The sequence below is a fragment of the Pseudoalteromonas sp. PS1M3 genome (assembly GCF_016865405.1).
Taxonomy (GTDB): domain Bacteria; phylum Pseudomonadota; class Gammaproteobacteria; order Enterobacterales; family Alteromonadaceae; genus Pseudoalteromonas; species Pseudoalteromonas marina.
Window position 1 is genome coordinate 312,722 of sequence record NZ_AP022624.1, and the last position, 26,082, is coordinate 338,803.

Annotated in this window: 20 protein-coding genes; 10 read left to right on the forward strand and 10 right to left on the reverse strand. The window is 39.3% G+C overall.

Annotation, left to right across the window (positions count from 1 at the left end; genetic code table 11):
• Positions 1–7 precede the first annotated feature (7 nt).
• Positions 8–271 carry an accessory factor UbiK family protein gene (locus tag PS1M3_RS01495; protein ID WP_006793056.1) on the reverse strand — a complete coding sequence of 88 codons (264 nt, stop codon included), beginning with the start codon at positions 269–271 and terminating at the stop codon, positions 8–10.
• A 161-nt stretch (positions 272–432) separates the two neighbouring features.
• On the opposite strand from PS1M3_RS01495, the gene rep reads away from it, so the two are divergent.
• Positions 433–2,451 carry a DNA helicase Rep gene (rep, locus tag PS1M3_RS01500; RefSeq protein WP_203985847.1) on the forward strand — a complete coding sequence of 673 codons (2,019 nt, stop codon included), beginning with the start codon at positions 433–435 and terminating at the stop codon, positions 2,449–2,451.
• A gap of 30 nt (positions 2,452–2,481) precedes the next feature.
• On the opposite strand, the gene PS1M3_RS01505 is transcribed toward rep, so the two are convergent.
• From PS1M3_RS01505 to elbB, 3 genes are all read right to left on the reverse strand, one after another.
• Complete coding sequence (locus PS1M3_RS01505; RefSeq protein WP_203985851.1) at positions 2,482–5,046, reverse strand: diguanylate cyclase domain-containing protein; 2,565 nt, start codon at positions 5,044–5,046, stop codon at positions 2,482–2,484.
• A gap of 161 nt (positions 5,047–5,207) precedes the next feature.
• Complete coding sequence (locus PS1M3_RS01510) at positions 5,208–5,603, reverse strand: cytochrome c5 family protein (RefSeq protein WP_006793059.1); 396 nt, start codon at positions 5,601–5,603, stop codon at positions 5,208–5,210.
• 216 nt (positions 5,604–5,819) lie between these two features.
• On the reverse strand, positions 5,820–6,467 hold the full coding sequence (gene elbB / locus PS1M3_RS01515) for an isoprenoid biosynthesis glyoxalase ElbB (protein ID WP_008133249.1): 648 nt from the start codon (positions 6,465–6,467) through the stop codon (positions 5,820–5,822).
• 523 nt (positions 6,468–6,990) lie between these two features.
• On the opposite strand from elbB, the gene polA reads away from it, so the two are divergent.
• The 3 genes from polA to PS1M3_RS01530 all read left to right on the forward strand — a co-directional run bounded on the left by polA (position 6,991) and on the right by PS1M3_RS01530 (position 11,346).
• Positions 6,991–9,726, forward strand: coding sequence for a DNA polymerase I (gene polA / locus PS1M3_RS01520; protein WP_008133247.1), 2,736 nt, complete (start codon positions 6,991–6,993; stop codon positions 9,724–9,726).
• A 517-nt stretch (positions 9,727–10,243) separates the two neighbouring features.
• Positions 10,244–10,831 carry a YceI family protein gene (locus tag PS1M3_RS01525; protein ID WP_203985854.1) on the forward strand — a complete coding sequence of 196 codons (588 nt, stop codon included), beginning with the start codon at positions 10,244–10,246 and terminating at the stop codon, positions 10,829–10,831.
• Positions 10,828–11,346 carry a DUF1285 domain-containing protein gene (locus PS1M3_RS01530; RefSeq protein WP_006793063.1) on the forward strand — a complete coding sequence of 173 codons (519 nt, stop codon included), beginning with the start codon at positions 10,828–10,830 and terminating at the stop codon, positions 11,344–11,346. The genes PS1M3_RS01525 and PS1M3_RS01530 overlap by 4 nt, the downstream gene beginning before the upstream one ends.
• Here the strand turns inward: PS1M3_RS01530 and yihA are convergent.
• A complete protein-coding gene (gene yihA / locus PS1M3_RS01535; protein ID WP_008133243.1) occupies positions 11,343–12,020 on the reverse strand; it encodes a ribosome biogenesis GTP-binding protein YihA/YsxC in 678 nt (225 codons plus the stop codon). The genes PS1M3_RS01530 and yihA overlap by 4 nt on opposite strands.
• A 280-nt stretch (positions 12,021–12,300) precedes the next feature.
• Here yihA and PS1M3_RS01540 point away from each other — a divergent pair, with 280 nt between their 5' ends.
• From PS1M3_RS01540 to PS1M3_RS01550, 3 genes are all read left to right on the forward strand, one after another.
• Positions 12,301–12,933 carry a cytochrome c gene (locus PS1M3_RS01540; protein WP_006793065.1) on the forward strand — a complete coding sequence of 211 codons (633 nt, stop codon included), beginning with the start codon at positions 12,301–12,303 and terminating at the stop codon, positions 12,931–12,933.
• A gap of 741 nt (positions 12,934–13,674) precedes the next feature.
• Complete coding sequence (gene yihI, locus PS1M3_RS01545; RefSeq protein ID WP_203985857.1) at positions 13,675–14,268, forward strand: Der GTPase-activating protein YihI; 594 nt, start codon at positions 13,675–13,677, stop codon at positions 14,266–14,268.
• A 13-nt stretch (positions 14,269–14,281) separates the two neighbouring features.
• Positions 14,282–14,797 (forward strand): DUF2489 domain-containing protein, encoded by a 516-nt coding sequence (locus PS1M3_RS01550; protein WP_039036242.1) that lies wholly within the window; start codon positions 14,282–14,284, stop codon positions 14,795–14,797.
• A gap of 74 nt (positions 14,798–14,871) precedes the next feature.
• On the opposite strand, the gene hemN is transcribed toward PS1M3_RS01550, so the two are convergent.
• Both hemN and yjgA read right to left on the reverse strand, forming a co-directional pair.
• Positions 14,872–16,245, reverse strand: coding sequence for an oxygen-independent coproporphyrinogen III oxidase (hemN, locus tag PS1M3_RS01555; RefSeq protein WP_203985860.1), 1,374 nt, complete (start codon positions 16,243–16,245; stop codon positions 14,872–14,874).
• Positions 16,246–16,358: 113 nt separating this feature from the next.
• Positions 16,359–16,892, reverse strand: coding sequence for a ribosome biogenesis factor YjgA (gene yjgA, locus PS1M3_RS01560; protein WP_006793069.1), 534 nt, complete (start codon positions 16,890–16,892; stop codon positions 16,359–16,361).
• Between the two features lie 144 nt (positions 16,893–17,036).
• Between yjgA and pmbA the strand changes: the two genes are divergently transcribed.
• From pmbA to PS1M3_RS01575, 3 genes are all read left to right on the forward strand, one after another.
• Complete coding sequence (gene pmbA, locus PS1M3_RS01565; RefSeq protein ID WP_203985863.1) at positions 17,037–18,386, forward strand: metalloprotease PmbA; 1,350 nt, start codon at positions 17,037–17,039, stop codon at positions 18,384–18,386.
• A 91-nt stretch (positions 18,387–18,477) separates the two neighbouring features.
• Positions 18,478–18,957 carry a DUF721 domain-containing protein gene (locus PS1M3_RS01570; RefSeq protein ID WP_203985866.1) on the forward strand — a complete coding sequence of 160 codons (480 nt, stop codon included), beginning with the start codon at positions 18,478–18,480 and terminating at the stop codon, positions 18,955–18,957.
• Positions 18,958–19,199: 242 nt separating this feature from the next.
• A complete protein-coding gene (locus PS1M3_RS01575; RefSeq protein WP_203985870.1) occupies positions 19,200–21,275 on the forward strand; it encodes a M13 family metallopeptidase in 2,076 nt (691 codons plus the stop codon).
• A gap of 256 nt (positions 21,276–21,531) precedes the next feature.
• Here the strand turns inward: PS1M3_RS01575 and PS1M3_RS01580 are convergent, their stop codons facing one another.
• Genes PS1M3_RS01580 through secA form a run of 3 tightly spaced genes read right to left on the reverse strand, consistent with a single transcriptional unit; the run spans position 21,532 to position 25,784 of the window.
• A complete protein-coding gene (locus tag PS1M3_RS01580; protein ID WP_203985873.1) occupies positions 21,532–22,602 on the reverse strand; it encodes a phosphotransferase enzyme family protein in 1,071 nt (356 codons plus the stop codon).
• Between the two features lie 14 nt (positions 22,603–22,616).
• The gene (gene mutT, locus PS1M3_RS01585) at positions 22,617–23,015 is read right to left on the reverse strand and encodes an 8-oxo-dGTP diphosphatase MutT (RefSeq protein ID WP_008128201.1); all 399 of its coding nucleotides are present in this window, start codon (positions 23,013–23,015) and stop codon (positions 22,617–22,619) included.
• Positions 23,016–23,075: 60 nt separating this feature from the next.
• Entirely contained in the window at positions 23,076–25,784 is a 2,709-nt protein-coding gene (gene secA, locus PS1M3_RS01590; protein ID WP_203985876.1) for a preprotein translocase subunit SecA, read from the reverse strand.
• Between the last annotated feature and the right edge of the window lie 298 nt (positions 25,785–26,082).

Consider the following 26,082-nt stretch of genomic DNA (forward strand, 5'->3'; position numbering starts at 1 on the left):
GAATTAATTATTCTGCGTTTGTATTTTCGTTTAGTTGCTGTTCAAGAATAGCGACTTTAGCTTCTAGCTCAGTTAGTTTTTCGCGTGTACGGATAAGTACTTGGCTTTGAATATCAAATTCTTCTCGGCTAACAAAGTCCATCTCAGCAAGTTTGTTTTGTAAAACTTGCTTTGTTTTACCTTCTAGCGTGTCTGCTAAATTTTTTACACCTTGTGGCATATTACTCGTAATTTGCTTAGCAATTTCTTCTAGTTTTGCTGGGTTGATCATAATTGTCCCTTCGGCCTTGCCTAAAATGAATATAACTAATATTACCTTATACCCACCTCATTTAACACATGATCATGTTTAGGTAATTAATTATGGCAATTGCTATGCCTGTAGTAATGGTTACGTTAAAATTGCGCGTCTTTTAAATCTTTCTGGTCGTTATGAAACTCAATCCAAAACAAGATGAAGCAGTAAAATACATTAGTGGTCCATGTCTAGTACTTGCTGGTGCCGGTTCTGGAAAAACCCGCGTTATTACAAACAAAATTGCTTACTTAGTGCAAAAATGTGAATACAAAGCACGTAATATTGCAGCGGTTACCTTTACTAATAAAGCGGCTAAAGAGATGCGTGAGCGTGTATTACAAACGCTTGGCAAGCAAGAAGCAAAAGGGTTATGGGTATCAACGTTTCATACACTGGGTTTAGAAATAATAAAAAAAGAAATAAGTACACTTGGCTTTAAACCTGGTTTTTCGTTGTTTGACGATCAAGATACCAACCAGCTGTTGTCGGAGCTCACTGAAGATGAATTAAAAAAAGACAAAGATTTACTCAAGCTACTTAAAATGGAAATTGGTAGCTGGAAAAACGAATTAGTATTGCCAGAGCAAGCAATACGTGAAGCGCGTGACGCGCAAAAGGCGTTATTCGCGCAGCTATATGCGCGCTATCAAACACAATTACGTGCTTATAATGCATTAGATTTTGACGATCTAATAATGATCCCTACGTTACTACTTACTAGCAATGCAACATCTCGTGAGCGTTGGCAGCAACGCTTTAAATACTTGCTGGTGGATGAATACCAAGATACCAACACCAGCCAGTATCAGCTTGTAAAGCTACTCGTAGGTGAGAGAGCACGCTTTACTGTAGTGGGCGACGATGACCAATCGATTTACTCATGGCGTGGTGCACGTCCGCAAAACCTTGTTCTTTTGAGTAAAGATTATCCCGGACTTAGGCTTATAAAGCTTGAGCAAAATTACCGAAGCGCGCAGCGAATACTTAAATCTGCCAATATACTCATTGCCAACAACCCGCACGATATAGAAAAAAAACTATTTAGTGAGTTAGGGTACGGTGAGCCGATAAAAGTTATTGGGTGTCGTGATGAAGAGCATGAGTCGGAGCGTGTAGTTGCTGAAATTATTTCGCATAAATTTATGAAGCGCACCAGCTACAAAGACTACGCTATTTTGTATCGTGGTAATCACCAAGCACGTGGCTTTGAAAAGTCATTAATGAGCAACCGCATTCCCTATAAAATAAGTGGCGGTATGTCGTTTTTTGCGCGTTCAGAAATTAAAGACATCATGGCGTATTTACGTTTGCTCGTAAACCAAGACGACGATAACGCATTTTTACGTATAGTAAACACGCCTAGACGAGAAATAGGCACGGTAACACTTGAAAAACTGGGCACTTTAGCCAACGAAAAACATCAAAGTTTGTTTGCTACTTGTTTTGATAACGACCTGAGTTACAGGCTAAAAGGGCGTGGTTTTAACGCTTTAGCTGGGTTTGCTCGATGGATTGTCGAATTGTCAGACAACGCGGTACGCAGTGATACGCTAGAGGCAGTAAAAGATTTAGTGCGTAATATTAATTACGAAGCTTACCTTTACGAAACATCGCCTAGTGCTAAAGCGGCCGAAATGAGAATGAAAAATGTCTCTGAATTGTATCGTTGGATCACAGACATGCTAACCGGAGACGCTGATAACGAGCCGATGACGCTTGCCGAAGTGGTTAGTAAACTGACACTGCGCGATATGTTAGAGCGTAATGAGGAAGAAGATGAATCCGATGCTGTTCAGTTACTTACATTGCATGCCTCTAAAGGTTTAGAGTATCCGTATGTGTTTATGGTTGGTATGGAAGAGGGGTTGCTACCTCACCAGGTTAGTATTGATGAAGACAATGTAGATGAAGAGCGTCGACTCGCTTACGTTGGTATTACGCGTGCGCAGCAAGAGTTAACACTTACATATGCAAAAATCCGCCGCCAGTTTGGTGAAACCTCTGAAACAGAGTTAAGTCGATTTGTGCAAGAGTTGCCGCAAGATGATTTGGCATTTGAAAACAAAAAAGCGCCAAGTTCTCAGGCAGAGCGAATGGAAAAAGGGCAAGCCAGAGTCGCAAATTTACGAGCTATGTTTAAAAAACCTGAGTGAAATCAGGCTTTTTTATAACCAAAGCTGGGCTTAAACTGATTGACTGACGTGTTCTGGCTGTGACTCAGGGCAAGTTAAAGTGTGCTGTTTGCCAACAAAATATGACAAGCCATGTTTCTCCAATAAGGCTCTAAAATTAAGAATAGAGGGTCCTTTTGCAATGACCTTCATTTTTTTGAGCTTAGTGATAGGAAGCACACCTTGTAGTTGCAGGTCGTAACTATCTTGTTGCAATATTCGCTTGCTAAAGGTGGAGCTAAGCAATAGATAGTCAAAATTTACATCGGTTAATAGGTTAAGTTCACATCTGTCTTTAGCAAAATTATTTAAGCCAATTGAGTAGCCTAACAAAGATAATTGCTTAAGATTTTCTAGCTGAGTAGCACATGCATGGCGAATTTCTTGCTCATCAAAAAGTAAACAAAGTTGGCTTGGGCCACGTTGTTTATTTAACACATCAACAAATAAAGTAAATTCGTGTTTTTCAAGTAATAAGCAAGAGCATGGTACTAATGCCATTGCCACATTTGCATTTATGGCCTGCGTGTAAGCACACTCTAGAAGTTGCAACTCTACTTTTAAGTGTTGCTCTTTGTCGGTAGCAAATTTTTTCAAAACCTCAAAACTGGTAAACCCTAAAATAGGGTGCTCACCGAACGCTTCAAATAGCGATTCAGATTGCTGTTGCTCGTTTAGTGTAATAATTTCTGAGCTTCTAAAGCTCATTGGCATAACATCAAGATGATGCAGTGCTTTTTGCCCTACATCAGCTATTGATTGAGTGAGTAACGGATGAAACAGCTCGTAACGATTTTTCCCAGAATTTTTTGCATGATACATCGCGGCATCAGCATCACGAATAATTTCGTCGGTATGTTTATAGCTTTGTTTTGAGTAGTTTATCCCAATGCTAGCACCGCTTTGCAGCAAAGTACCTTTAATATTAAAAGGCTTTTTCATTAAATCGATAATACGATTAGCCACATCTTCGGCCTGTTGTGGTTCGGTTAAATGCGTTAGTAAAATAACGAATTCATCTCCACCTAAACGGGCTAATAAATCATGTTCACGAATACATTGTGAAAACAGCTCACTCACATTAATTAAGAACTGATCGCCAGCTTGGTGACCTAGTTGGTCGTTAATATCTTTAAACTTATCTAAATCAATAAACAGAACAGCAAATTGACGCTCTGGAAAACGCTGAAAGTGTTGAAGCGTTTTTTCTAATTGGGTTAAAAATAAACTGCGGTTTGGCAAGCTTGTTAACGAATCGTGATGGGCGTCATGATAAAGCTGCTGCTCTATTTTTTTTCGTTCTTCAATTTGCATTTGCAAATGCAAATTAGTTTGTTGCAGTTCTTTTGTTTTTTCGTTTACTCTAAATTCAAGCTCTTGGTGACTTTTAGCTATAGCCTGATTTGCTAGCTTAGTTTGTAAAACAGCCGCTATTTGGTGCGATACAAACGTAATTAATTCGTTATCGTCTTGACTAAAAATATGTTTATTGTTGTATGCTTGGCACACAATAAGGCCAATAACACCCTGCGATGTTTTTAAAGGTGCACCTAGCCAGCTCGTCGCTTTTTGTTTGTTAGGAACGGGGGCTGAACGTTGTACCACGCCACTATTTAATAATGCTTGTGCTTTTTCTGGGTTAATAAGCTGCGTTTCTTCGGTGCTTATTACTAATTCGCTGTAGCCTTTGGCAAACTGACGGGGCTGAGTATTTTCCTTATATTCATCAACACAGTAAGGGAATGTTATCCAGCCTGAGTCTTTGTCATAGAGTGCAATATAAAGATTTTCTGCGTAGGTAATTGTTTTTATTATGCCATGTATTTTAACGTAAGCATCATCAAGGTTTTTAGCTTGAGTGGCGATTTCAGATACTTTAAATAAAATTTGTTGACGTTGCAGCGCGCGTTTACGATTAGCTACTTCAAGATTAAGTGCATCGTTACTTTGAGTCAGTGCTCGAGTACGAATTTTTACTTCTGACTCTAAATACTCACGTTTTTTTACACGTTCTATCGCCGTCGCTAAATACAGCGACATCACTTCAAGAAGTTGTATTTGCTGGGAGTTATAACTTTGATTTACGTCATAGCTTTGAGCGGCTAACACACCAATAATATTTTTTTCTTGGTACACAGGTACACCTACCCAATGTTCAGCGGGTGTGCCTAGCGCTTTGAATAAGCCATTAGCGGCTGCCTCTTGCATTTGCTGTTTTGTAAAGTATGTGGTTTTACCTTCTTTAAATACGTAACCGGTAGCACCTTCATCAAAACTATTAGAGTGATTTAGTGGTACTGCAATGCCATCTTTTTCATCTGAAAAATAAGAAAGCTCTAATGTTTGGCACTGCTGGTTTTGTAAAACAACGTAAAAGCTTTTACTGGGGACATACTTTTGTAAAATATCGTGTATAGCGGGATAAAGTAGTGTTAACTCCGCAACCGTACTCGCGCGCTCAGAAAGTTGGATAAGCGCATTTTGCAAATGGTGTGATTGCTTGTACTTTTCGAGTAGGGTTTTGAGGCGTTTATTTTGATACGCTAATCTACGCGATGAAGGGAGTTTATCTTCCAATGATGTAACCGATATTATTATTGTATAGTTATTAGACTTATACTTTCACTTTTAGTGCTTAGCGTCAAGCTGATATTCTAATAAAAATAATGGTTAACGCGGTATTTTGGGCATAAAAAAAGGCTTAACAAGTTAAGCCTTTTTTTATGTATAACTGAGCGTTATTCTGCTGTCATGAAGTCGATTGCTGCGCTTATTTCATCGTCAGAACAATCCATGCATGTGCCTCTAGCTGGCATTGCATTAAAGCCGTTAATTGCATGCTCAAGAAGCGTATCTTTGCCTTTGGCAATACGCGGTGCCCAATCGTCTGCAGATTTAGGTGCACCTAATGCGCCTGTACCATGACATGCAAAGCACGCAGCCTGGTAAACTTGCTCACCAGAGCGAGGCCCTGTTGGCGCGGCAGCTACTGCAGCTTTATCACCTTCAAGGTACACAGCACCAACAGGTGCTAAACGCTTTTTAATTGCATCTTCAGTCATAGAGTTATCATATGGCTGTGCGTATGCTGTAGTTGCTAACACTAATAATGCTAATGCTGTTAATTTTTTCATTTTGCCTTGCTCACTTCGATTTGAACGTGATCAATCACGATATAGATGACGGAAATTACGCCGATTATAACTCTCTGAGGCAATTTATAAAATGCTAAGAGGTATTTTTATTACTAAAAACTGGCTACTTTTTGCGTTAGCTCAACAAAAATAAGTGCCTTGGCGTATTTATTTAGCCAATATACCTGGTCATCTAATAAATAACCTTTGTTACAATCAATTTAATGCTAGTACGGATTTAACAAGTTTTTCGATCCCCTCATCTGCTTCAACAATCGATTGCGCTAGCATGTAAGCAGGTGTAGTCACAATTTTATTGTGTTGATCAATTACAACGTCATCAACGTCACAATTTAAGTGTGTTGCGCCAAGCTTAGTGAGTGCGGCTGCTGTGTCTTTATCGTTGCCAATAGTGATTTTTGCATCGTCGTAAATAAATGGAGTTAACGCAGGCGCGATACACATATAGCCGGCTGGTTTATTGGCATTAGCGAATTTTTTACAGGCGTTTAATACGTCGTTGTTAATGGTCGCTTGTGCGCCTTTGACCGCAAAGTCACATAAGTTTTTCGCAGCACCAAAACCACCTGGAACTATTAATGCGTCAAATTGATCGCTATTAAGGTGGTTAAGCGCTTTTATATCACCTCGGGCAATACGTGCAGCTTCTACTAATACATTACGCTTTTCACTCATTTCCTCACCCGTTAGATGATTAATAGTGTGAAGTTGCTCTATGTCTGGTGCAAAACACTGGTAGGTTGCACCATTTTTAGCTATGTGTAAAAGAGTCAAAATGGCTTCATTAATTTCGGCACCATCGTATACACCATTTCCAGCTAATAACACGGCTACTTTTTTCATGCTTTTGTGCTCCTTGATTTAATTTATTCAGTCTATAGTTTGAAGTTTAACACGGACGAAATTGCCTATTTAAATTAATTTTTATGTGAAAATTATCCGCTAAGTAAGTTGCAATGCGGCATATGCCATTTCACAATTAGCACCAATAAAAAAAAGTATAAAGGATCGCTATGATCTTCGATCCATTATGCTAGAATACTCCTCCGGTTATTTAATTGGACACGAATAACCAAAGTAGATGATGGCACTAGTAGCCATACAAAACCTTTTTCCACATTGGTTTAAAAATAATAAAAAAAGAACTTCGTATTATCTTTTTTAAATTAAAACATATAGTTAATCATTTTTCTAGGCGTTCAAATAGGCCTTGGAAGAATTATTTGTGCCTGTTATCTACATACTTATCCACAGCTTGCTCTTATTTTAATAAAATACCGAATATCAATTGATAGTCGTTTTATTTTAACCCTTATGGCATGCTTACAATTATCATAATTTTTAGCATTTAGGATCCAAATTCACCATGGCTCAGATCCCCGAAAATCCACTTATTTTAGTTGATGGTTCGTCGTATTTATTTCGTGCTTATCATTCTCCTCCACATCTAACTAATTCTAAAGGTGAGGCTACGGGCGCTATTTATGGCGTTATTAATATGCTGAAAAGCTTGATCAGACAGTATGATCCCTCGCATATGGTGGTTGTATTTGACGCCAAAGGTAAAACATTCCGTAACGACATGTACAGCGAATACAAAGCTAATCGCCCACCTATGCCTGACGACTTACGCACCCAAATAGCACCTATCCACAGTATTATTAAAGCAATGGGGTTTCCGCTTATTAGTATTGAAGGGGTTGAAGCAGACGATGTCATTGGAACCTTTGCGCGAATTGCCTCTGAGCAAAAACGCCATGTACTGGTTTCGACCGGCGATAAAGATATGGCCCAGCTTGTGAATGAGCATGTGACACTCATTAATACGATGACCGACAGTATTTCAGATCCTGACACAGTTGTTGAAAAGTTTGGTGTGGGCCCAGATCTTATAATTGATTACCTAGCACTGATGGGCGATAAGGTTGATAACATTCCTGGCGTAGAAGGCTGTGGCCCTAAAACAGCTGTAAAATGGTTACAAAAATATGGATCTCTGCAAGGTGTAATGGATAACGCAGGCGAAATTAAAGGTAAAATTGGTGAAAAATTAGCAAATGCATTAGATCATTTACCTTTAAGCTATGAGTTGGCGACCATTAAGTGTGACGTTGAGGTTGAGTCAGATCTTGATACGTTTAAATTGCAGGAGCCAAATAAAGACGAATTAATTGCTTTATATGGTGAATGCGAATTTCGTCGTTGGTTAGCTGAGCTACTAGATAACCCAAGTGATGCACAAACTCACTTAGCAGTTCCATCGCAAGAAACAGAATTACCAAAAGTTGAAGAGGCTCATTACGAGACTATTTTAACAGAGGCGCAGTTTGATACGTTAATAGAGCAACTTAATGGCGCTGATCTTTTTGCTTTTGATACAGAAACAACTAGCCTCGATTATATGCAAGCGCAATTAGTAGGCATGAGTTTTAGCGTTAAAGCAGGAGAAGCTGCATATTTACCTGTTGCGCACGATTACCCCGATGCACCAGATCAACTAAGCCTTGAATTTGTGATGCAAAAGCTTGGGCCAATTTTAGCTGACGCTAATAAAGCAAAAGTAGGGCAGAATCTTAAATACGACAAAAGCGTATTAGCCAATGCCGGCTATGAACTCAATGGTATTAAATTTGACACTATGCTTGAGTCATATGTATTTAACAGCGTAGGTACGCGTCACGATATGGATTCGTTGGCATTAAAGTATTTAGGTCATAAAAATATTAGCTTTGAAGATATTGCAGGCAAGGGTAAAAAGCAGCTGACGTTTAATCAAATTGAACTCGACAAAGCAGCGCCTTATGCAGCAGAAGACGCGGACATAACACTTCGCTTACACGAAGTACTGTGGCCTAAAATTGAGGCAGATGAAAAGCTTAAATCGGTATTTGAAGAGATTGAAATGCCTTTGGTAAGCGTCATTTCAGATATTGAGCGCACAGGGGTTGCAATTGATAGCAACATGCTTGGCGCGCATAGCCAACGTTTAGGTGAGCGCTTAATTGAACTTGAAAAAGAGGCGTTTGAAATTGCAGGTGAACCCTTCAACCTGAGCTCACCAAAACAGTTACAAGTATTATTGTTTGAAAAGCTAGAGCTGCCAATAATTAAAAAAACACCTAAAGGTGCACCTTCAACCGCAGAAGAGGTACTTCAAGAGCTTGCTCATGATTACCCGTTACCTAAGGTTATTATTGAACACCGTGGTTTATCAAAACTTAAATCAACATATACCGATAAACTACCGCTTATGGTTAATGAAAAAACACAGCGTGTACACACGTCATATCATCAAGCTGTAACAGCGACAGGGCGTTTAAGTTCTACCGATCCTAACCTGCAAAATATTCCTATTCGCTCAGAAGAGGGTCGTCGTATTCGAGAAGCCTTCATTGCTGCCGATGGTTATAAAATAGTGGCAGCCGATTACAGCCAAATTGAATTACGCATAATGGCGCATCTTTCACAAGATAAAGGTTTGCTTAATGCTTTTGCAAACGGTTTAGATGTTCATAGTGCGACCGCGGCCGAGGTGTTTGGTGTTGATTTAGATGACGTAACAACAGACATGCGCCGTAAAGCAAAAGCCGTAAACTTTGGTCTTATTTATGGTATGTCGGCTTTTGGCTTAGCACGCCAGTTAGATGTACCACGCCATGAAGCTCAACATTATATTGATAAATATTTTGAACGTTTTCCAGGCGTATTAGAGTACATGGAAACAACACGCGAAAAAGCAGCAGAAAATGGATATGTTGAAACAATATTTGGACGCAGATTGCATTTACCTGAAATAAATGCCCGTAACGGAGCCCGTCGTAAAGGCGCGGAGCGTGCTGCTATAAATGCGCCTATGCAAGGCACTGCTGCTGATATAATTAAAAAGGCTATGTTAAGTGTTAATCAGTGGGTGTACGAACAAGCTCCAAATACCGTGAAGCTGCTTATGCAAGTGCACGATGAATTAGTATTTGAGATTAAAACTGATTGTGCGGAGGCTTACACAAAACAAATTTGCGAGTTAATGTCACAAGCTGCTTCACTCGATGTACCTTTAATAGTAGAGGCTGACGAAGGTGAAAACTGGGAACAAGCCCACTAAACTTTATAAATAATAAAAGCGCCAATAGGCGCTTTTTTTATGTGTATTAAAAATAGTAGTACCTTACCGGTCAATTTTATATAAACAGAATTTAGTTAATAATTGGTTAAAATAGGTAATTATTTATGCCAAATGGTTACATGTTCGTCAATTCTAACTATTAATGCAGAATATGATTGTATTTTTATGCGCGCTTTTGTTAAAGTCCCGCCCGTCCTACTCTGTAGGACATCCTGTTGATGATGCGTCTGTAAAGATGCAACAAATTGTTAGCGACTCCCCAGTTTGCTATATCGGCCTAATAACCTTTTATTAGGCCGTTTTTTATTCCGCACTTTTCAGTATTCTCGACCTAATTATTACTTCTATTGTGATCATCTTTACGTTTAAATCCCGTAATTATAGCCAGTATTAGTTACGATATTACAATCTCATATTTTAGTATGGTTTAAGCTATTTCTAAATGATAGTATTCAATGAGGTTTTACCTTCATCTATGTGTTTAAAGGAGTGCGTTATGTTTAAAGCGTTAGTGATTACAGGCCTTTCGTTATCAAGTTTATTTATGTCTAATTTTGCCTTTGCTAATTGGCTGCTAGACAACGATAAAAGCCAGGTAAGTTTTGTTTCTATAAAGAAAGACACAATTGCAGAAGCCCATCACTTCACTGCAATCGAAGGTAAGCTTAACGATAAAGGTGAGTTTAATGTTTATATAAATTTAGCATCAGTAGAAACGTATATACCTATTCGTAATCAAAGGCTTACAAGCCTTTTGTTTGAAGTAAATACATTCCCAAAAGCCGTGCTAACAGCTAATTTGAAGCAGTCGTTAGTAATAATTAAAAAACCGGGTAGTTACGTATTAAAAGGTATTAGCGCAGAGCTTGATTTTCATGGTAACAAAAAATCGCTTTCAATTGATGTGCTGGTAAATAGCAATAAAAGTGGTGATTTGACGCTTGCTTCATTTTCGCCAGTCATCATAAATAGTGGCGACTTTGGTGTGACAGAGGGAGTTAAACAGTTACAAGAGCTTGCTGGTTTGCCTTCGATTGCAACGGCTATCCCAGTTTCATTTGCATTAACGCTTAATAAACAGTGATTTCGCTTAATGAGCTCAGTAAACAGTTAAGTGAGCCGAGTAAGCCCTTTGATAGTTGGCAACCCTCTCATTGTGGTGAGTTGCCAATCGTTATTAACGACCAAGGGGAATGGTTTTACGATGGTAGTAAAATAACAAGACTACCTATGGTCAAATTGTTTGCTTCTGTATTGTGCAAAGAGGGTGCACATTTTTATTTAAAAACACCTATCGAAAAAGTAACGATTACAGTAGAAGATGCGCCGTTTATTATTGTTGATTGGTTTTTAAAGCAAACTAATGAAGGCGAGGCTTTGTGTTGTATTGATAATTTAGCCAGGCAGTGGATTGTTTGCCAGCAACAGCCCTTACGGGTAAAAAATTATAAGGGCGCTAAAGTACCTTATTTAATATTACCTTTTGGTTGTAGTGCACGTATAGCAAGAAGTGTGTTTTATCAGTGGGCAGAAAAAGCCGAGTCTGATGAGCTCGGCTATTTTATTCAATCTGCAGGTGAGGTGTTTTACTTAAGTTAGCTTGCAGTGTTTGTGTCTGAACTGCTTTCGTCAGCTACTTTTTCTACAGGTGGTACCGCGATAACGGGGCCTAAATACCATTCGTCTAGTTTTTTAGCTACTTCTGGTAATCCAGTGCCTTTTAAAGATGAAAATGCATGGACAGTAATATCACCGTCCAGCTCGCTTAGTTCGCGGCGAACTTGTAGTACTTGTGCCTTTCTTGCACCTTGCTTTAATTTATCAGCTTTTGTTAGCAGGGCCAATACTGGAATCTCGCTTCCAATCGCCCAATTAATTAAGTCGCGGTCTAAATCTTTTAACGGATGACGAATATCCATTAAAACAACTATTCCTTTTAAGCTTTGGCGTTTTTGAAGATATTCACCTAATGACTTTTGCCATTTCTTCTTCATTTCAATTGGTACTTTGGCAAAACCGTAGCCTGGTAAATCTATGAGGCGCATGTTATCAACATCAGCTAACTCAAACGTATTAATTAACTGAGTTCGCCCAGGGGTTTTACTCGTACGTGCTAATTTTTGATCGGTTAATGCATTTAGCGCACTTGATTTACCAGCATTAGAACGACCCGCAAACGCAACTTCAATTCCCGTATCAGCAGGTAATTTAGTAATGTCTGGAGCGCTTGTAACGAAAGACGCGGTATTATATTTGATACGAGATTTGAGCACAGGCTCTCCTAAAACTTTAAAAATAACGTTAAGTAAACCAAATTTACTTAGGGCACGTATTTTATACTATAAAAGATGTATTAAAAAGCGTATTTAAATACCTTAAATCAGTGTCTGTGGTACATTTAAAGCATATTAAAGCTTCACCTTAGTCAAAACCCTGTAAATTATAAGCTTAATATGTGTAGAAAACGTGCCAGAGAATTTATTATCGTGTAGAATATATGTATTGCAACATCATGATTGTAGATGATACAGGGTCGGGAACAGAGAATTCACCATGAAAAAAATAGCACTATCTTTAACAATATTGCTTGGTGCGTTGTCAGCAAGCAACGCAACAGCATTTGATGGCGATGTAAACGCAGGTAAACAAAAATCAGCAACGTGTGCGGCATGTCACGGCCCAGACGGTAATGCACCGATTACTATTTACCCTAAAATTGCAGGCCAACACCCAGATTATATCCTAAAGCAACTTCAGGATTTGAAACTAGGTATGACATCAGGCGGGAAAGAAGGCCGTATGGATCCTGTAATGAGCGCAATGGCAATGCCACTAAGCGAACAAGACATGAAAGATCTGGCAGCTTACTTTTCGTCACTAAACATGTCAGAGGGTTCAACACCTAAAGACGTCGTTGAAGTTGGCGCTATGCTCTATAAAGCGGGTGATGCAGAGCGAGGAATTCCTTCATGTGCTTCGTGTCATGGTCCTCGTGGTAACGGCTCATCGTTAGCTAAGTTTCCAAAAGTGTCTTTTCAGCACCCAGAGTACATAAAGTCTCAGCTTGAAAAGTTTCGTAATGGTACACGCCATAATGACCTAAACGGTATGATGGGTGACATCGCTAAAAAGCTAACAGACAAAGATATTGAAGTGCTTTCTAAGTACTTAGGCGGTTTACACTAAAGTCGTATTTATCTAAATTTAGATACCAACTACAGTGTAATATGAAAAAAAAGCAGCCTCGGTTGCTTTTTTTGTGTCTGAAATTCGCGATATCGTCTTTCACTTTGTGAGACATTGACCATACGGATGTATGGTAAAAGTCTTATTTTAAATGTCTTTTATTTGTTAAGTTGTTGTTATTTAAATAGGCTTTTATTTATGTATGGCTGTAATGTAAGAAAAAAGATATAAACCAGTTGTAACAAAATTATTAACGAGTAAATTAACAGCTGTCGCAAAAAACAATAAAAAAATGGAAACAGCTATAAGGAAAGTAGCGCGGCACGACTACATAGCACAAAGATTGTGCTACTAAAGGAAATACTACAAAAGAGTCAGGATGACCGAAAATAATAAAATAACTCATGGAAGTTTAATAATAAAAACAAAATGGAATGAAACAAGGAACGTAAAAATAATAACAATACGGACTGATAATAATAAAAATAACAAAGACTAAAAAAGTCGAAGGGAGAAGTGTCCATTTTATGGCGCTCAGATTAGTAGGCGGTAGAGATGTTTTCTCTACCGCCTTTTTATTTGTCCTGTTACAATACCCACCGTTTAGCAATATGCTAGTGCGTCATGTTAAAGAGAAGCCCAACCTCTAAAGCGCAAACTGAATTCTTCTGGCTATGCCAGCATTGCGATGCCTATTAATATAGGCCTCGCTCAAAACCTCTTAAGTGAGATGATCAAGATATGAGTAGAAAGAAAAAGTCACGCAAAATCCCATCAAATGGACCTGTTCGCTTAAGCCAAGATAAGCTTAAAGAAATGCGTGCGTTAAAAGAGCAGCGTGTTAAAAAAACCAAAGGTGCTAAGCCTGGTTCTCGTAATGCGCCAGATTTGGTTGAAGAACAAAACCAAACATCGCATTCAGGTTCAAGAGATAAACGTATTGGTAGTAAAAAGCCGGTGTCTTTAGTGCCTGTTGCTGCTGAACCAAAAGTAGAAATGAAACGTAACTTAAAACCAGTGGTCGAACTTAAAAAAGTAGTTCAGCCAGAGCTTACACCAGAGCAAGAGCTTGAAGAGCTTGAAAATGATGTACGCTTACTTAAGTTGGTTGAGCGTCATGAAGGCGGTGAGATGCTGACTGGTAAAGATGCTAAGTACTTTAATAGTCGAATTGCTCGCCATCAGGTTCTATGCAAATTATTAGGCCTTGAGGATGAAGACGAGTTTGATGATGAAGATGACTTTGGCGAAGAGAGTAATTCAGACTTCGACCAGTATTTATCAAACGATCTTGCCAGTGAATGGCTAGGCGATGATGAAGACGAAGATAAGTAATTAAGGGTAATCAATGAGTACTGCTGTGATCGTTGCCTTGTGTTTAGGCGCTATTATTATAGCTGGTTTGGCATTTTATGCGGGTCAGTTGTTGTACAAGTTAAGTGCACAAAAAAAGTTAATAGCTAAAAAGCAAGCAGAGCAAAAGCAAAAGCTTGCAGCATCTCGTTTAAAGCGAAATGCTAAGCTTGCCGACAGTATTCATCTAATTGCGCGCGCAATGAAAGAAGATCAATGTGAGTTTTCAGAAGGATGTTTGCGCGTGTGGGTGCTTATGTCGCAATATGGCTTTGAAGACGAGCGAGATTTAACCATACAGTATCCTGGCATTTATAAGATGTACCAAGTGGTAAAAGAAATGCCGACACACGATGCCCGCAAAAAATATTCTAAAAAAGAAATATTTAAGCAAGACACGGCGCGTTGGCGCGCAGAAGAAAGCTACAGTGATGAGATTAAGGCTGATTGCGTTAAAATTATTTCTGAGTTCAAAGCTGCTCCAGGTAGTGAAAACGTAGTTTTTAACTAAATCTCGTACATAACATTAAAAAAGCATACCTAGGTATGCTTTTTTTTGTGCCCAAATAATATTTAATTAGGGGGCTAAATGACTCGAGAAAAACGCGTTGCGTTGATTTTATTTTGTAAGTGGGCATCAAAACACATACAAATTATACGAATGAATAAGTTACCCCGTGATGTGACACTGACGTGATTGTTTTCAATAATCACCATGTTATCGTCTATAAGTGGTTTAAGAGAAACCAATGCCTCCGCAAAGTAGGTATCAAATTCAATATGATACTTTTTAGCAAACTCTTCTATGTTTAGTTCAAACTGACAAATAAGCTGCTTAATAGCATCCGCTCGAATAACATCATCATGGGTTAAATGCATACCTTTACTAAGTGCGCAGCCGCTTTGCGTTTCAATGCTGTGGTAGTAATGCTTTAGCTCTTTTTTATTTTGTAAAATAGCGGTGCCAATTTGTGAAATAGATGATGCACCCAGCCCTAATAAATCACAATTACCATGCGTTGTATAACCTTGAAAGTTTCGATGCAATTTACCTTCATTTTGTGCGATAGCCAGCTCGTTGTCTGCTTTCGCGAAGTGATCCATACCAATAAACTGATAACCTGCTTGTGTCATTTGCTCTAAGGTATTTTTAAACATGGTTAACTTGTCGTGAGCGTTTGGTAAGTCGCGCTCTTTTATTTTGCGTTGTGCGGCAAATCGCTCTGGTAAGTGAGCGTAGTTAAATACTGAAACACGATCGGGGCTAAGCTCAATGAGTTGCTCTATTGTTTGTTTAAAGCTTTCGGGGGTTTGCAGTGGAAGCCCGTAAATCATATCGGCGTTAATTGATTTGAAGCCCAGTTCACGTGCCTGAGTAATTAACTGCTTAACGGTATCGGCATGTTGAGGGCGATTAACTGCAAGTTGCACGTCGTCATTAAAGTCTTGGATCCCAAACGACACTCGGTTAAAACCAAGCATTCTTAAATCAACCAACATATTTTCAGCAAGCGATCGTGGGTCAACTTCAATACCGCGCTCTGTTGTGCTGGTAAAATTAAAGTGCTGTTCAAGCAGGGCAATTAAGCGTTTCATTTGTTGAGGGGTTAAAAAGGTAGGAGTGCCTCCACCTAAATGCAGTTGCTCAACGCTGTAGTGCTTAAATAAAGGTGCTTGTGCGGCAATTTCTTTTGCTAAAAAGTCTATATATGTATCGGCTTTAGATTGGTGGCGAGTGATTATTTTATTACAACCACAGTAGTAGCAAAGCTGACTGCAAAATGGGATATGAACATATAGAGAAAGCGAACGAGATTGAGATGATTCTACAGCGCTGATTAAATCGTGTTTATCGTATCCCTCATTCAAAGATAATGCGGTAGGGTAGGATGTATACCGCGGACCAGACACATTGTATTTATTAATGAGAGCTTGGTCCCATTGAGGAAGTTTTATCATCACGCGCACCTAAGTTTTAACTAGAGCCGTGATTATAAAAAAGTAACTAAGGAGATATGTTGATCTATAACAAAAAAGGTGCGAAGCACCTTTTTATCACAACGTATTACGCGTTAATACGTGACGGTATGCGCATCTTTTAAATACTGAAAAAGCTCTTTATAGCCTTTTCCTGGCTTTTCGGCTTTGACCTCTTTTGCTGCATTACGCACTAATTGACGCATTTTTTGACGATCAAGCGATGGGAACTGCTCAATAGTCTCGTTTATAAGACTATCACCTTGTTCTATTAGGTCTGAGCGCAGTTGCTCTATTTTTTTAACCAATACTTCAGCTTGGTTATTTTTATTAAGCATTACATCGATAATAGCTTTAATATCTTCAATGTTTTCTACTGTGCGAAGCGTTTTTGCAATGTAATTTAAATGACGACGGTATGCATCACTTTTATTACTAATTTTATCAGCAACAACCATCGCTTCTTTTAAATCGTCATTTAATGGTAGGCGCTCACGCTGCTTTTTACCCATTTTGGCAATTTCAGAACCTAACTGATGAAATTCTTGTGCTTCGCGCTTAAGCTCTGTTCTTGATACGTATTCAATTTCTTCTTCAATTTCAGCAGGCTTGCCTTTTTTCTTCGCCATGGGGTGCTCTTAAATAAAAATAACTGGTGACATTATACGCCATTCTTTTAGTGATTAATATTAGCTGATGTGGTGCAGTGAGTGTGTTAGCATTTAACTATAAGAAATGCGTGCATTATGCCTCTAAGGCTCAGGACTTAATTTATGAAAAGCCAACAAAACGATCCAATTTATTCTCAAATATCGCAGGTTAAAGATGCGGTAGCCGAAGTACTCGAACATGCTAAAAAATTAGGTGCTACAGCAGCTGAAGCTGCAATGTCTAGCACGTCGGGTTTATCGGTGAGTACACGAATGGGTGAAGTAGAAACCATTGAGTTTAACCAAGATGGTGGCCTGGGTATAAGTGTTTATGTTGGCAATAATAAAGGGTCTGCCTCAACGGCTGATTTAAACCCTAAAACATTGCGCACAGTGGTAGAGAAAGCGATTGATATTGCAAAGTTCACATCAGACGATCCTTTCAATGGGGTCGCCGATAAAGAGCTACTTGAGTTTAATCCACAAGATCTCGATTTATACCACCCTTGGGATATAAACCCAGAACAAGGTATTGAGCTTTGCCATACTGCCGAGCAAGCGGCATTAAATGCTGATGAACGTATTGTAAATTCTGATGGTGCGAGTTTTTCATCGCATCAAGGGCTTCGTGTTTATGGAAACAGCCATGGTTTAATTGCTGGCTTTCCTCGCACTCGTCATAGCATCAGCACCATGGTAATTGGTAAAGATGGTGAACAAATGCAACGCGACTCAGCATACACGGTTGCCCGCGATCAAGCAGGTCTGACTGATGCAGCAGCGGTTGGGCTTGAAGCCGCATCAGAAACATTGGCTAAATTAAACAGCCAAAAATTAGGAACAATGAAAGTCCCGGTTATATTTAGGGCTGATATTGCAAACTCATTATTTGGTCATTTAGTGTCAGCGATTGGCGGTGGCGCACTTTATCGTAAGTCGAGCTTTTTACTCGATAGTTTAGGTACGCAAGTATTTAGTCATTGTGTAAATATTGCTGAACGCCCGCATATTTTAAAAGGATTAGCTTCATCACCGTTTGATAGCGAAGGTGTTAAAACGGTTGATCGTGAAATAATTCAAGGTGGTGAGTTACAAACTTATTTATTAGCAAGTTACGCCGCGCGTAAAATGAATATGACCCCTACAGGTCATGCCGGCGGTATTCACAACTGGTTAGTAGAACAAACGCATAATGATTTAAAAGCATTGTTAAAAACAATGGGTACCGGCTTGTTAGTTACTGAGCTTATGGGGCAAGGCGTAAACACAGTAACAGGTGATTACTCTCGAGGTGCTGGTGGTTTTTGGGTTGAAAATGGAGAGATCCAATATCCAGTAAGTGAAATTACGATTGCCGGTAATTTAAAAGATATGTTTAAAGGAATTTCTGCTATCGGTGGTGATATTGAGCGCAGAGGCGGCATTCAAACTGGCTCTGTTCTAATCGAGCAAATGCAAATAGCGGGTGCTTAATACCTGATTTATGCTTAATTATGGACACACTTAAGTTTACTCTGATGGTGCTAAATTTAAGTGTGTAAATAAGTACGAGTTGAGATATTTAATGGCTAAAGATAGATACGCACCAAAACCACTCACCGATATTATGGCGGGCCTAAACAACCGTCTGTCGGCTTACGCTGGTAAAAGCCAAGCTCTTGATACTCAGCAAACTTTACTTAAAGATTTTTTAGGCCCTAAATTAGGGGATAAGTGCCGCGTAAGTAATTATCGCGATGGTACTTTAATGATTGAAGCGGTATCGGCCCCGATAGCGCTTCGACTTAATTATTTAAAAATGGATATGCTTTCGCATTTTAGAGCGGCAGGTATGGCCGAACTAGGGCAAATTAAAATTACAGCTAATCCACAGGCAACTCAGCGATTAAGTTCGGCCAACAAACCCGCATCAGTCGCCGTCACAAATTCACGTAAAATGAGTGAACAAACAGCCGATTATTTAAATGCGATTGCCGACTCAGCACCACCTTCATTAAAAGAGAAGTTACAACGTTTGGCCTTACACGGTAAAAATAAGAGTTAATTGCCGGCTACTTTATTAAGTTATTGATAGGGCAATTTAGAACGTTTATCTCATTCAAAATACTTTGTTACATAATCTATTTCAATGTTCTCAAAATCAGGTTTATTATAGCGTTATTGCACTCAATAATTAGTGTAAGTTGATGCCCATTCCATTAAGTAAAAGCTGACTGCTATCTTGTGAAAGAGCTTAATGGAGTTGGTATGAGCAATTTATAAAATTGACTAACAAATGGATTAATTATGAATAAAGTAACAATGGCCGCTGCAAGTATTGCACTTGCGCTTGGCTTAGTAGGTTGTGGCGAAAAACAACAAGAAACCCAAGTAGCCGACACTCAAGCAGCAACAGCACCGGCAGAAAAACCGTTAGAGCTAGGTATTGAATTGGCTAATATGGACAGCTCAGTTCGCCCGCAGGATGACTTTTACTACCATGTAAATGGCACTTGGTTAGCAACAACCGAAATTCCAGGTGACAAGTCTAACTATGGTTCTTTTTCGCAATTATATGATGAGTCGCAAAAAGCGATGAAAACGGCGCTTGAAAACGCAGCGGCCAATAAGTCGGCTGAAAAAGGCAGCGACGAGTACAAAATTGGCGCGTTTTATAAAAGCTATATGAATAAAAACGCCCGTAATGAGCTTGGTGTTACACCGCTGCAACCGTCGCTAGATAGTATTGATAGTGTAAAATCTAAGTCTGATCTAATTAGCCTTATGGCGTCTATTCAACAGCAAGGCGGCACTCTACCGTTTGGTTGGTTTATCAATAACGATGCTAAAAATTCAAGCGAATATGCTTTGTATTTATCTCAATCTGGCTTGGGTTTACCTGATCGCGATTACTACTTAAAAGACGATGAGAAATTTACTAAAATTCGCGCCTCTTATGAGCAATACATAACTGATGTATTAGCTAAAGCGGGTGTCAAAGAGGCCGCACAAGCAGCAGCAAGCGTACTTGCCTTTGAAAAAACCATTGCTGATGCGCAGTGGAGCCGTGTACAAAGCCGTGATGCAACTAAGTCATACAATAAAATGACCCTAGCAGAGGCTAATAAACTTGCTGGAGAGCTTGATTTATCGACGTTTTTTAAAGAGGCAGGTGTAAACACCGCTGATATTATCGTGCGCCAACCAAGCTTTTTAGAAGCGCTGGGTGGTATTTATCAAAACACCGACTTAGCAACCTGGAAAAACTACCTTAAGTTTCATTTTGTGAGTGGCTATGCGCAGCTATTAAATGATGATTTGGTTGACCTTAAATTTAACTTTTACAGTACGACATTACGTGGTGTAGAAGAGCAAGCACCACTTTGGAAAAAAGCCGTAGATGCGTCTAACAGTGTGTTAGGTGAAATTTTAGGTAAAGTGTACGTTAAAGACAATTTTCCGCCTGAAGCTAAAGCACGTATGGAAGAGCTAGTTGATAACGTAATTAAAGGTTACAGCGTTGCAATTGAAGGTCTTGATTGGATGGGACCTGAAACAAAAATTGCAGCACAGGAAAAACTAGACAAATTTATTCCTAAAATTGGCTACCCAGATAAGTGGAAGGATTACTCTGAGCTTGAAATTAATTCAGACGAGCTAGTAGGTAACTACATCCGTTACAGCCAATGGGCGTATAAAGACATGATTGCCAAATTAGGCAAACCTGTTGACCGTTCAGAATGGTACATGACACCGCAAACAGTGAATGCCTACTACAACCCGGTAAACAACGAAATTGTATTCCCTGCTGCTATTTTACAACCGCCATTCTTTAACTTAGAAGCGGATGATGCGGTAAACTATGGTGCTATTGGTGCGGTAATTGGACACGAACTTGGTCACGGTTTTGACGACCAAGGTTCTAAATACGACGGCGATGGTAATTTACGTAACTGGTGGACTGAAAGCGACCTTAAACAGTTTGAGGAGCGTTCAGGTGCGTTAGTTGAGCAATTTAACAAGTACAAACCGTTTGACGATGCGAATGTAAATGGTGAGCTTACGCTTGGCGAAAATATTGGTGACCTAGGTGGGTTAACAGTGGCGTATAAGGCATATCAGCTATCATTAGGTGATAATAAAGCGCCAGTTATTGATGGTTACACAGGCGATCAACGCTTCTTTATGGGGTGGTCGCAAATTTGGCGTCGTAACTACCGCGATGAAGAATTACGTAACCGTTTAATGACCGACTCGCATTCACCAAGCCATTATCGTGTAATTGGTATTTTGTCTAATATGCCAGAGTTTTACGAAGCGTTTGATGTAAAAGAAGGCGACAAAATGTATATCAAACCAGAAGATCGCGTAAAAATTTGGTAATCAGATAATGTTATACCAATCCGCAATAATACTTGATTATTTTTAGGGGCTAAAAGTGTCGTTATCTGCGTTAAAAAATTCTCATTTAGAATAACTAAATAACGAATTTTTTGCCTAGCTATCAACACGTTTATCTATCCTCAAAATAGATCACTTAATTAAGCAGATTGGTATTAGTTAACTAAAAACCAGTGAATAAAAAAGCCAGTAAGTTTAACTTACTGGCTTTTTAGATACGAAATTTTAAACGCTTACTTTATTGTTTCATTAGGGTTTCGTACATCCATGCTTCGTTAACTAAAATGTTTTTATATAAAGCGAGTTGGTTTTGAGTGCGTACTAAATTGTGTTCAGTGTGTGCGGTTTTAAAGTACACGTCGTTATTTAAGTAATCTGTTAAAAAGCGCACGCTGAGCATCAGGGGCATTATCTTAGCGCCTAAAAGTAAACTGCGCTGTTCTTGTTTACTCAATATTGGTTTGAGTGGTGCTAAGTAACCTTTAACGAGTGCTTCAAAAACCTCTTTTCTAATAACAACCTTATCAAGACGTGTCGAATCCTCTGCTTCTGCACAGCAAAATGTACGTACCATATCGCCAAAATCGTGTAATAAAAAACCAGGCATGCAGGTGTCTAAATCAATAACAGCTTTCGCTTTATGAGTTTTACTGCAGTAGAGCATATTATTGATTTTAGTGTCGTTGTGGCAAACTCGAATAGGTAAATGCTGAGTTATAGCTTTAAGTTCATTTACTAAGTGTTGTTGCGATAAGCAAAATTCAATGTCTTTTTTACTGCGGTTAAGCCTGCTTTCATCACTATGAGTTATTGCTGTGTTTAGCTGCTCAAAGCGCATAGCCAAGTTATGAAAATCATCAATCACAGTATGCAGTGTGGCTGTGTCAAAATCGTGTAAGGCACTTGCAAAAGTACCAAAGGCCAAAGCAGCTTGATGCGCTTGCTCTGGGTTTTTAACAACATCCTCGCTGTAACTGTGCTCAATATAGTTAAGTACGCGATATGGCTCTTCATTAAGTATGGTTAAATACTCGTTGTTGCCTGTGTTAATGTGTTTAACAATATCGAGCGGATAGTTTTTTTGCTTCTGCTTAGTATTTAGGTGTTGCTCAATAAGTTGTGCGTTACTGACAATTTGAGCTGGGTACTTAAATACATGAGTGTTAAGTTTTTGCACAATAAATCGCTGATCAAAATGTGTTAGTAGCCATGTGCTATTGATATGGCCGCTGCTGATGGTACTCAACTGAGTTGTTTCAGGGTTGAGTTTTAGCAGTTTACTCAACGTATTTTGTACAGTGTTATTCATTGTAACTCACTTAATCAAGCGTATCGAGATTGCAGTTTTTCAATTATTTCAGCATTAGCGGCAGGGAAGTCATAGTGAGTTAACTCACTAATATTTACCCATTCACTAGGTTGCCCTTCAGCGCCATGCGCTTCACCGCTAAAGTTACTGACAACGTGAATATCGAGTTTTACGCATTTGTCGCCATAATCATGTTCGATCACCATGAGTTGGCTAGAGCTGTGAATAGTAATACCTACTTCTTCAGTCAACTCACGTTTAAGCGCTGCAAATACACTTTCATTCGCTTCAACTTTACCACCAGGAAACTCCCATAAGCCACCTTGATGTTGCTCATCGGCACGTTTGCAGATAAATATTGCATTATTTTTTTTAATTACACCAACGGCTACATTTACTATTTTTATTGTCATATCTTTACCCCATAAAAAAAGCGACGCAAGCGCCGCTTTTTAATTACTTACAATGCGTGGTTATTTTAATTTACCACAACATTGCTTGAATTTTTGACCTGAACCACAAGGACACGGATCGTTACGACCAACTTTTGGCTCTGTTCTGGCCATTACCGTAGCACTTGGAGGTGCTTCGCCGCCTACGTGCTCAGCTTCTTCATGTTGGTACTCGCGAGGGGCATTTTCACTCTTACGGTGTTGCTCTTCTACTTTTTCAACATCTTCTTCTGCACGTACTTGTACTTTACTTAAAATGCTAACTACATCAACTTTTAAGTTTTCAAGCATTTCAGAGAACAGTTCAAACGACTCGCGTTTGTACTCTTGCTTTGGATTCTTTTGCGCGTAGCCACGTAAGTGAATACCTTGGCGTAAATGATCCATCGCCGCAAGATGATCTTTCCAATGTTGGTCAAGACTTTGAAGCATAATTGCTTTTTCGAATTGACGTAGAACTGAATCACCAACTTGCTGCTCTTTTTGCTTGTAAGCTTGCTCAACAGCTTCTTCAATACGCTCACGAAGTTTTTCTTCGTATAGTTTATTGTCGTCTGCTAACCATTGAGTAATTGGTAGCTCAATTAAGAAGTCTTGTTTTAAGCGCTCTTCAAGACCTGGTACATCCCACATTTCTGCAAGGCTTTGTGGAGCAATGTATTGATCTATTGTATTGCTTAGTACGTCACCACGAATTGCAGTGATAGTTTCTGAAATATCACCTTCTTCAAGTAATTCATTACGCTGAGAGTAAACAACACGACGTTGATCGTTTGCTACGTCATCGTATTCAAGTAGCTGTTTACGAACATCAAAGTTACGTGCTTCTACTTTACGCTGTGCATTTTCAATTGCGCGATTAACCCATGGGTGTTCAATTGCTTCACCGCGTTGCATACCTAGTTTACGCATCATGTTAGTCATGCGCTCGCCGGCAAATATACGCATAAGCGCATCGTCCATCGAAAGGTAAAAACGGCTAGAACCAGCATCACCTTGACGGCCAGAACGACCACGTAATTGGTTATCTATACGGCGCGATTCATGGCGCTCAGTTCCAATAATGTGCAAACCGCCAGCATCAATAACTGCATCGTGGCGAAGTTTCCATGCTGCTTTAATTTCAGCAATTTTTTCATCAGTTGGATTATCTAGTTTTTCAACTTCGCTATTCCAATTACCACCTAGCACAATATCGGTACCACGGCCGGCCATGTTAGTTGCAATGGTAACAGTACCAGGTAAACCTGCATCTGAGACGATATCAGCTTCTTGTGCGTGGAATTTAGCATTAAGTACATTGTGCTTAATTTTTTCTTTGCGTAAAAACTGTGATAAGTACTCAGAGCTTTCAATTGAGATAGTACCTACCAGTACAGGCTGTCCGCGTTCTTGACAGTCTTTAATATCAACTAAAATAGCTTCGTATTTTTCTTCTTGCGTTAGGTAAACTAAATCAGCGCGATCATCACGGATCATTGGCTTATTAGTTGGCATAACAACGGTATCTAGGCCATAAATTGACTGAAACTCAAATGCTTCGGTGTCGGCAGTACCTGTCATACCCGCTAATGTTTCGTACAAACGGAAGTAGTTTTGGAACGTAATAGATGCCAAAGTTTGGTTTTCGTTTTGAATTTTAACACCTTCTTTAGCTTCTACAGCTTGGTGTAAACCTTCAGACCAACGACGACCTTCCATTGAGCGACCAGTATGCTCGTCAATGATGATAACTTCGTTTTCTTTAACAACGTAATCAACATCTTTTTGATATAATTTGTGCGCGCGAAGTGCAGCATATACATGGCTTAACAAGGTAATACTTGCGGCAGAGTATAGCGAATCGCCTTCTTCAATTAAGCCACGCTCGCTAAGTAATTCTTCTACTTTAACTTGGCCACGCTCAGTTAAATGAACTTGCTTAGACTTTTCATCGATAGTGTAATCGCCGTCGCCTTCAACACCTTCCTCGTCTTCTTTTTCTTGTAGTTCAAGTAAAGGAACGATGGTATTTATTTCAGTGTATAGCTGTGAGCTGTCCTCGGCTGGGCCTGAGATGATAAGCGGTGTACGCGCCTCATCAATTAGGATTGAATCAACTTCATCGACTACAGCGTAAAATAATGGACGCTGAACGCGCTCATCAATACTAAATGCCATGTTGTCGCGAAGGTAATCAAAACCAAACTCGTTGTTTGTACCGTAGGTAATGTCAGCAGCATACGCTTGCTTTTTTTGTTGTGGCATCATGCCAGGCACATTGCAGCCAACCGTTAGGCCTAAAAATTCAAATAACGGACGGTTAGTTTCAGCATCGCGCTTAGCAAGATAGTCATTCACGGTAATAACGTGAACCCCTTTACCTGTTAAGCCGTTTAAGTAAGCAGGTAAGGTTGCTGTAAGTGTTTTACCTTCACCGGTACGCATTTCTGCAATGCGTCCTTCGTGTAAAACCATGCCGCCTAGTAACTGTACGTCAAAGTGGCGCATGCCATTAACGCGTTTAGATGCTTCACGAACTACAGCAAATGCTTCAGGTAGAATATCGTCAAGGCTTTGTCCGTTATCGTAACGTTCTCTGAATTCAGCTGTTTTAGCGCGTAAATCTTCATCAGAAAGGGCTTCTAACTGCGTTTCTAGCGCATTGATTAGCGCGACCGTCTTTCTAAAGTTTTTAATAGTGCGGTCGTTGCGACTACCAAAAATCTTGGTAAATAAATTAGATATCATGATAAAACCGTTACAATCAATTCGTTGTTAGCCGCGTATCGGCTAACCCATTTTTAACAATTGGTAATTAATATGTGCTTTTAAGTAACACTTAGTACATATTAATTAGCAATTTTGTATTAAACCATTCAAAAAGCACTGTTTATTACGTGCGCTACTATACCAGACTCTGCCAAACAACAAACTATCTCAGCCAAAAGATCTGTATATAAAATAGAAAAATTTGATCTGCATTCTAAAAAAGCCGTGGTATTAACTCATTACCATAAAAATAGTAGTGAACTGTGGATATATGGTG

Excerpts from the sequence above, each read along its gene's own strand:
- PS1M3_RS01495 (WP_006793056.1), bottom strand. The coding sequence starts at position 271 with ATGATCAACCCAGCAAAACTAGAAGAAATTGCTAAGCAAATTACGAGT.
- rep (WP_203985847.1), top strand. The coding sequence starts at position 433 with ATGAAACTCAATCCAAAACAAGATGAAGCAGTAAAATACATTAGTGGT.
- PS1M3_RS01510 (WP_006793059.1), bottom strand. The coding sequence starts at position 5,603 with ATGAAAAAATTAACAGCATTAGCATTATTAGTGTTAGCAACTACAGCA.
- elbB (WP_008133249.1), bottom strand. The coding sequence starts at position 6,467 with ATGAAAAAAGTAGCCGTGTTATTAGCTGGAAATGGTGTATACGATGGT.
- polA (WP_008133247.1), top strand. The coding sequence starts at position 6,991 with ATGGCTCAGATCCCCGAAAATCCACTTATTTTAGTTGATGGTTCGTCG.
- PS1M3_RS01525 (WP_203985854.1), top strand. The coding sequence starts at position 10,244 with ATGTTTAAAGCGTTAGTGATTACAGGCCTTTCGTTATCAAGTTTATTT.
- PS1M3_RS01540 (WP_006793065.1), top strand. The coding sequence starts at position 12,301 with ATGAAAAAAATAGCACTATCTTTAACAATATTGCTTGGTGCGTTGTCA.
- yihI (WP_203985857.1), top strand. The coding sequence starts at position 13,675 with ATGAGTAGAAAGAAAAAGTCACGCAAAATCCCATCAAATGGACCTGTT.
- PS1M3_RS01550 (WP_039036242.1), top strand. The coding sequence starts at position 14,282 with ATGAGTACTGCTGTGATCGTTGCCTTGTGTTTAGGCGCTATTATTATA.
- hemN (WP_203985860.1), bottom strand. The coding sequence starts at position 16,245 with ATGATAAAACTTCCTCAATGGGACCAAGCTCTCATTAATAAATACAAT.
- yjgA (WP_006793069.1), bottom strand. The coding sequence starts at position 16,892 with ATGGCGAAGAAAAAAGGCAAGCCTGCTGAAATTGAAGAAGAAATTGAA.
- pmbA (WP_203985863.1), top strand. The coding sequence starts at position 17,037 with ATGAAAAGCCAACAAAACGATCCAATTTATTCTCAAATATCGCAGGTT.
- PS1M3_RS01570 (WP_203985866.1), top strand. The coding sequence starts at position 18,478 with ATGGCTAAAGATAGATACGCACCAAAACCACTCACCGATATTATGGCG.
- PS1M3_RS01575 (WP_203985870.1), top strand. The coding sequence starts at position 19,200 with ATGAATAAAGTAACAATGGCCGCTGCAAGTATTGCACTTGCGCTTGGC.
- PS1M3_RS01580 (WP_203985873.1), bottom strand. The coding sequence starts at position 22,602 with ATGAATAACACTGTACAAAATACGTTGAGTAAACTGCTAAAACTCAAC.
- mutT (WP_008128201.1), bottom strand. The coding sequence starts at position 23,015 with ATGACAATAAAAATAGTAAATGTAGCCGTTGGTGTAATTAAAAAAAAT.
- secA (WP_203985876.1), bottom strand. The coding sequence starts at position 25,784 with ATGATATCTAATTTATTTACCAAGATTTTTGGTAGTCGCAACGACCGC.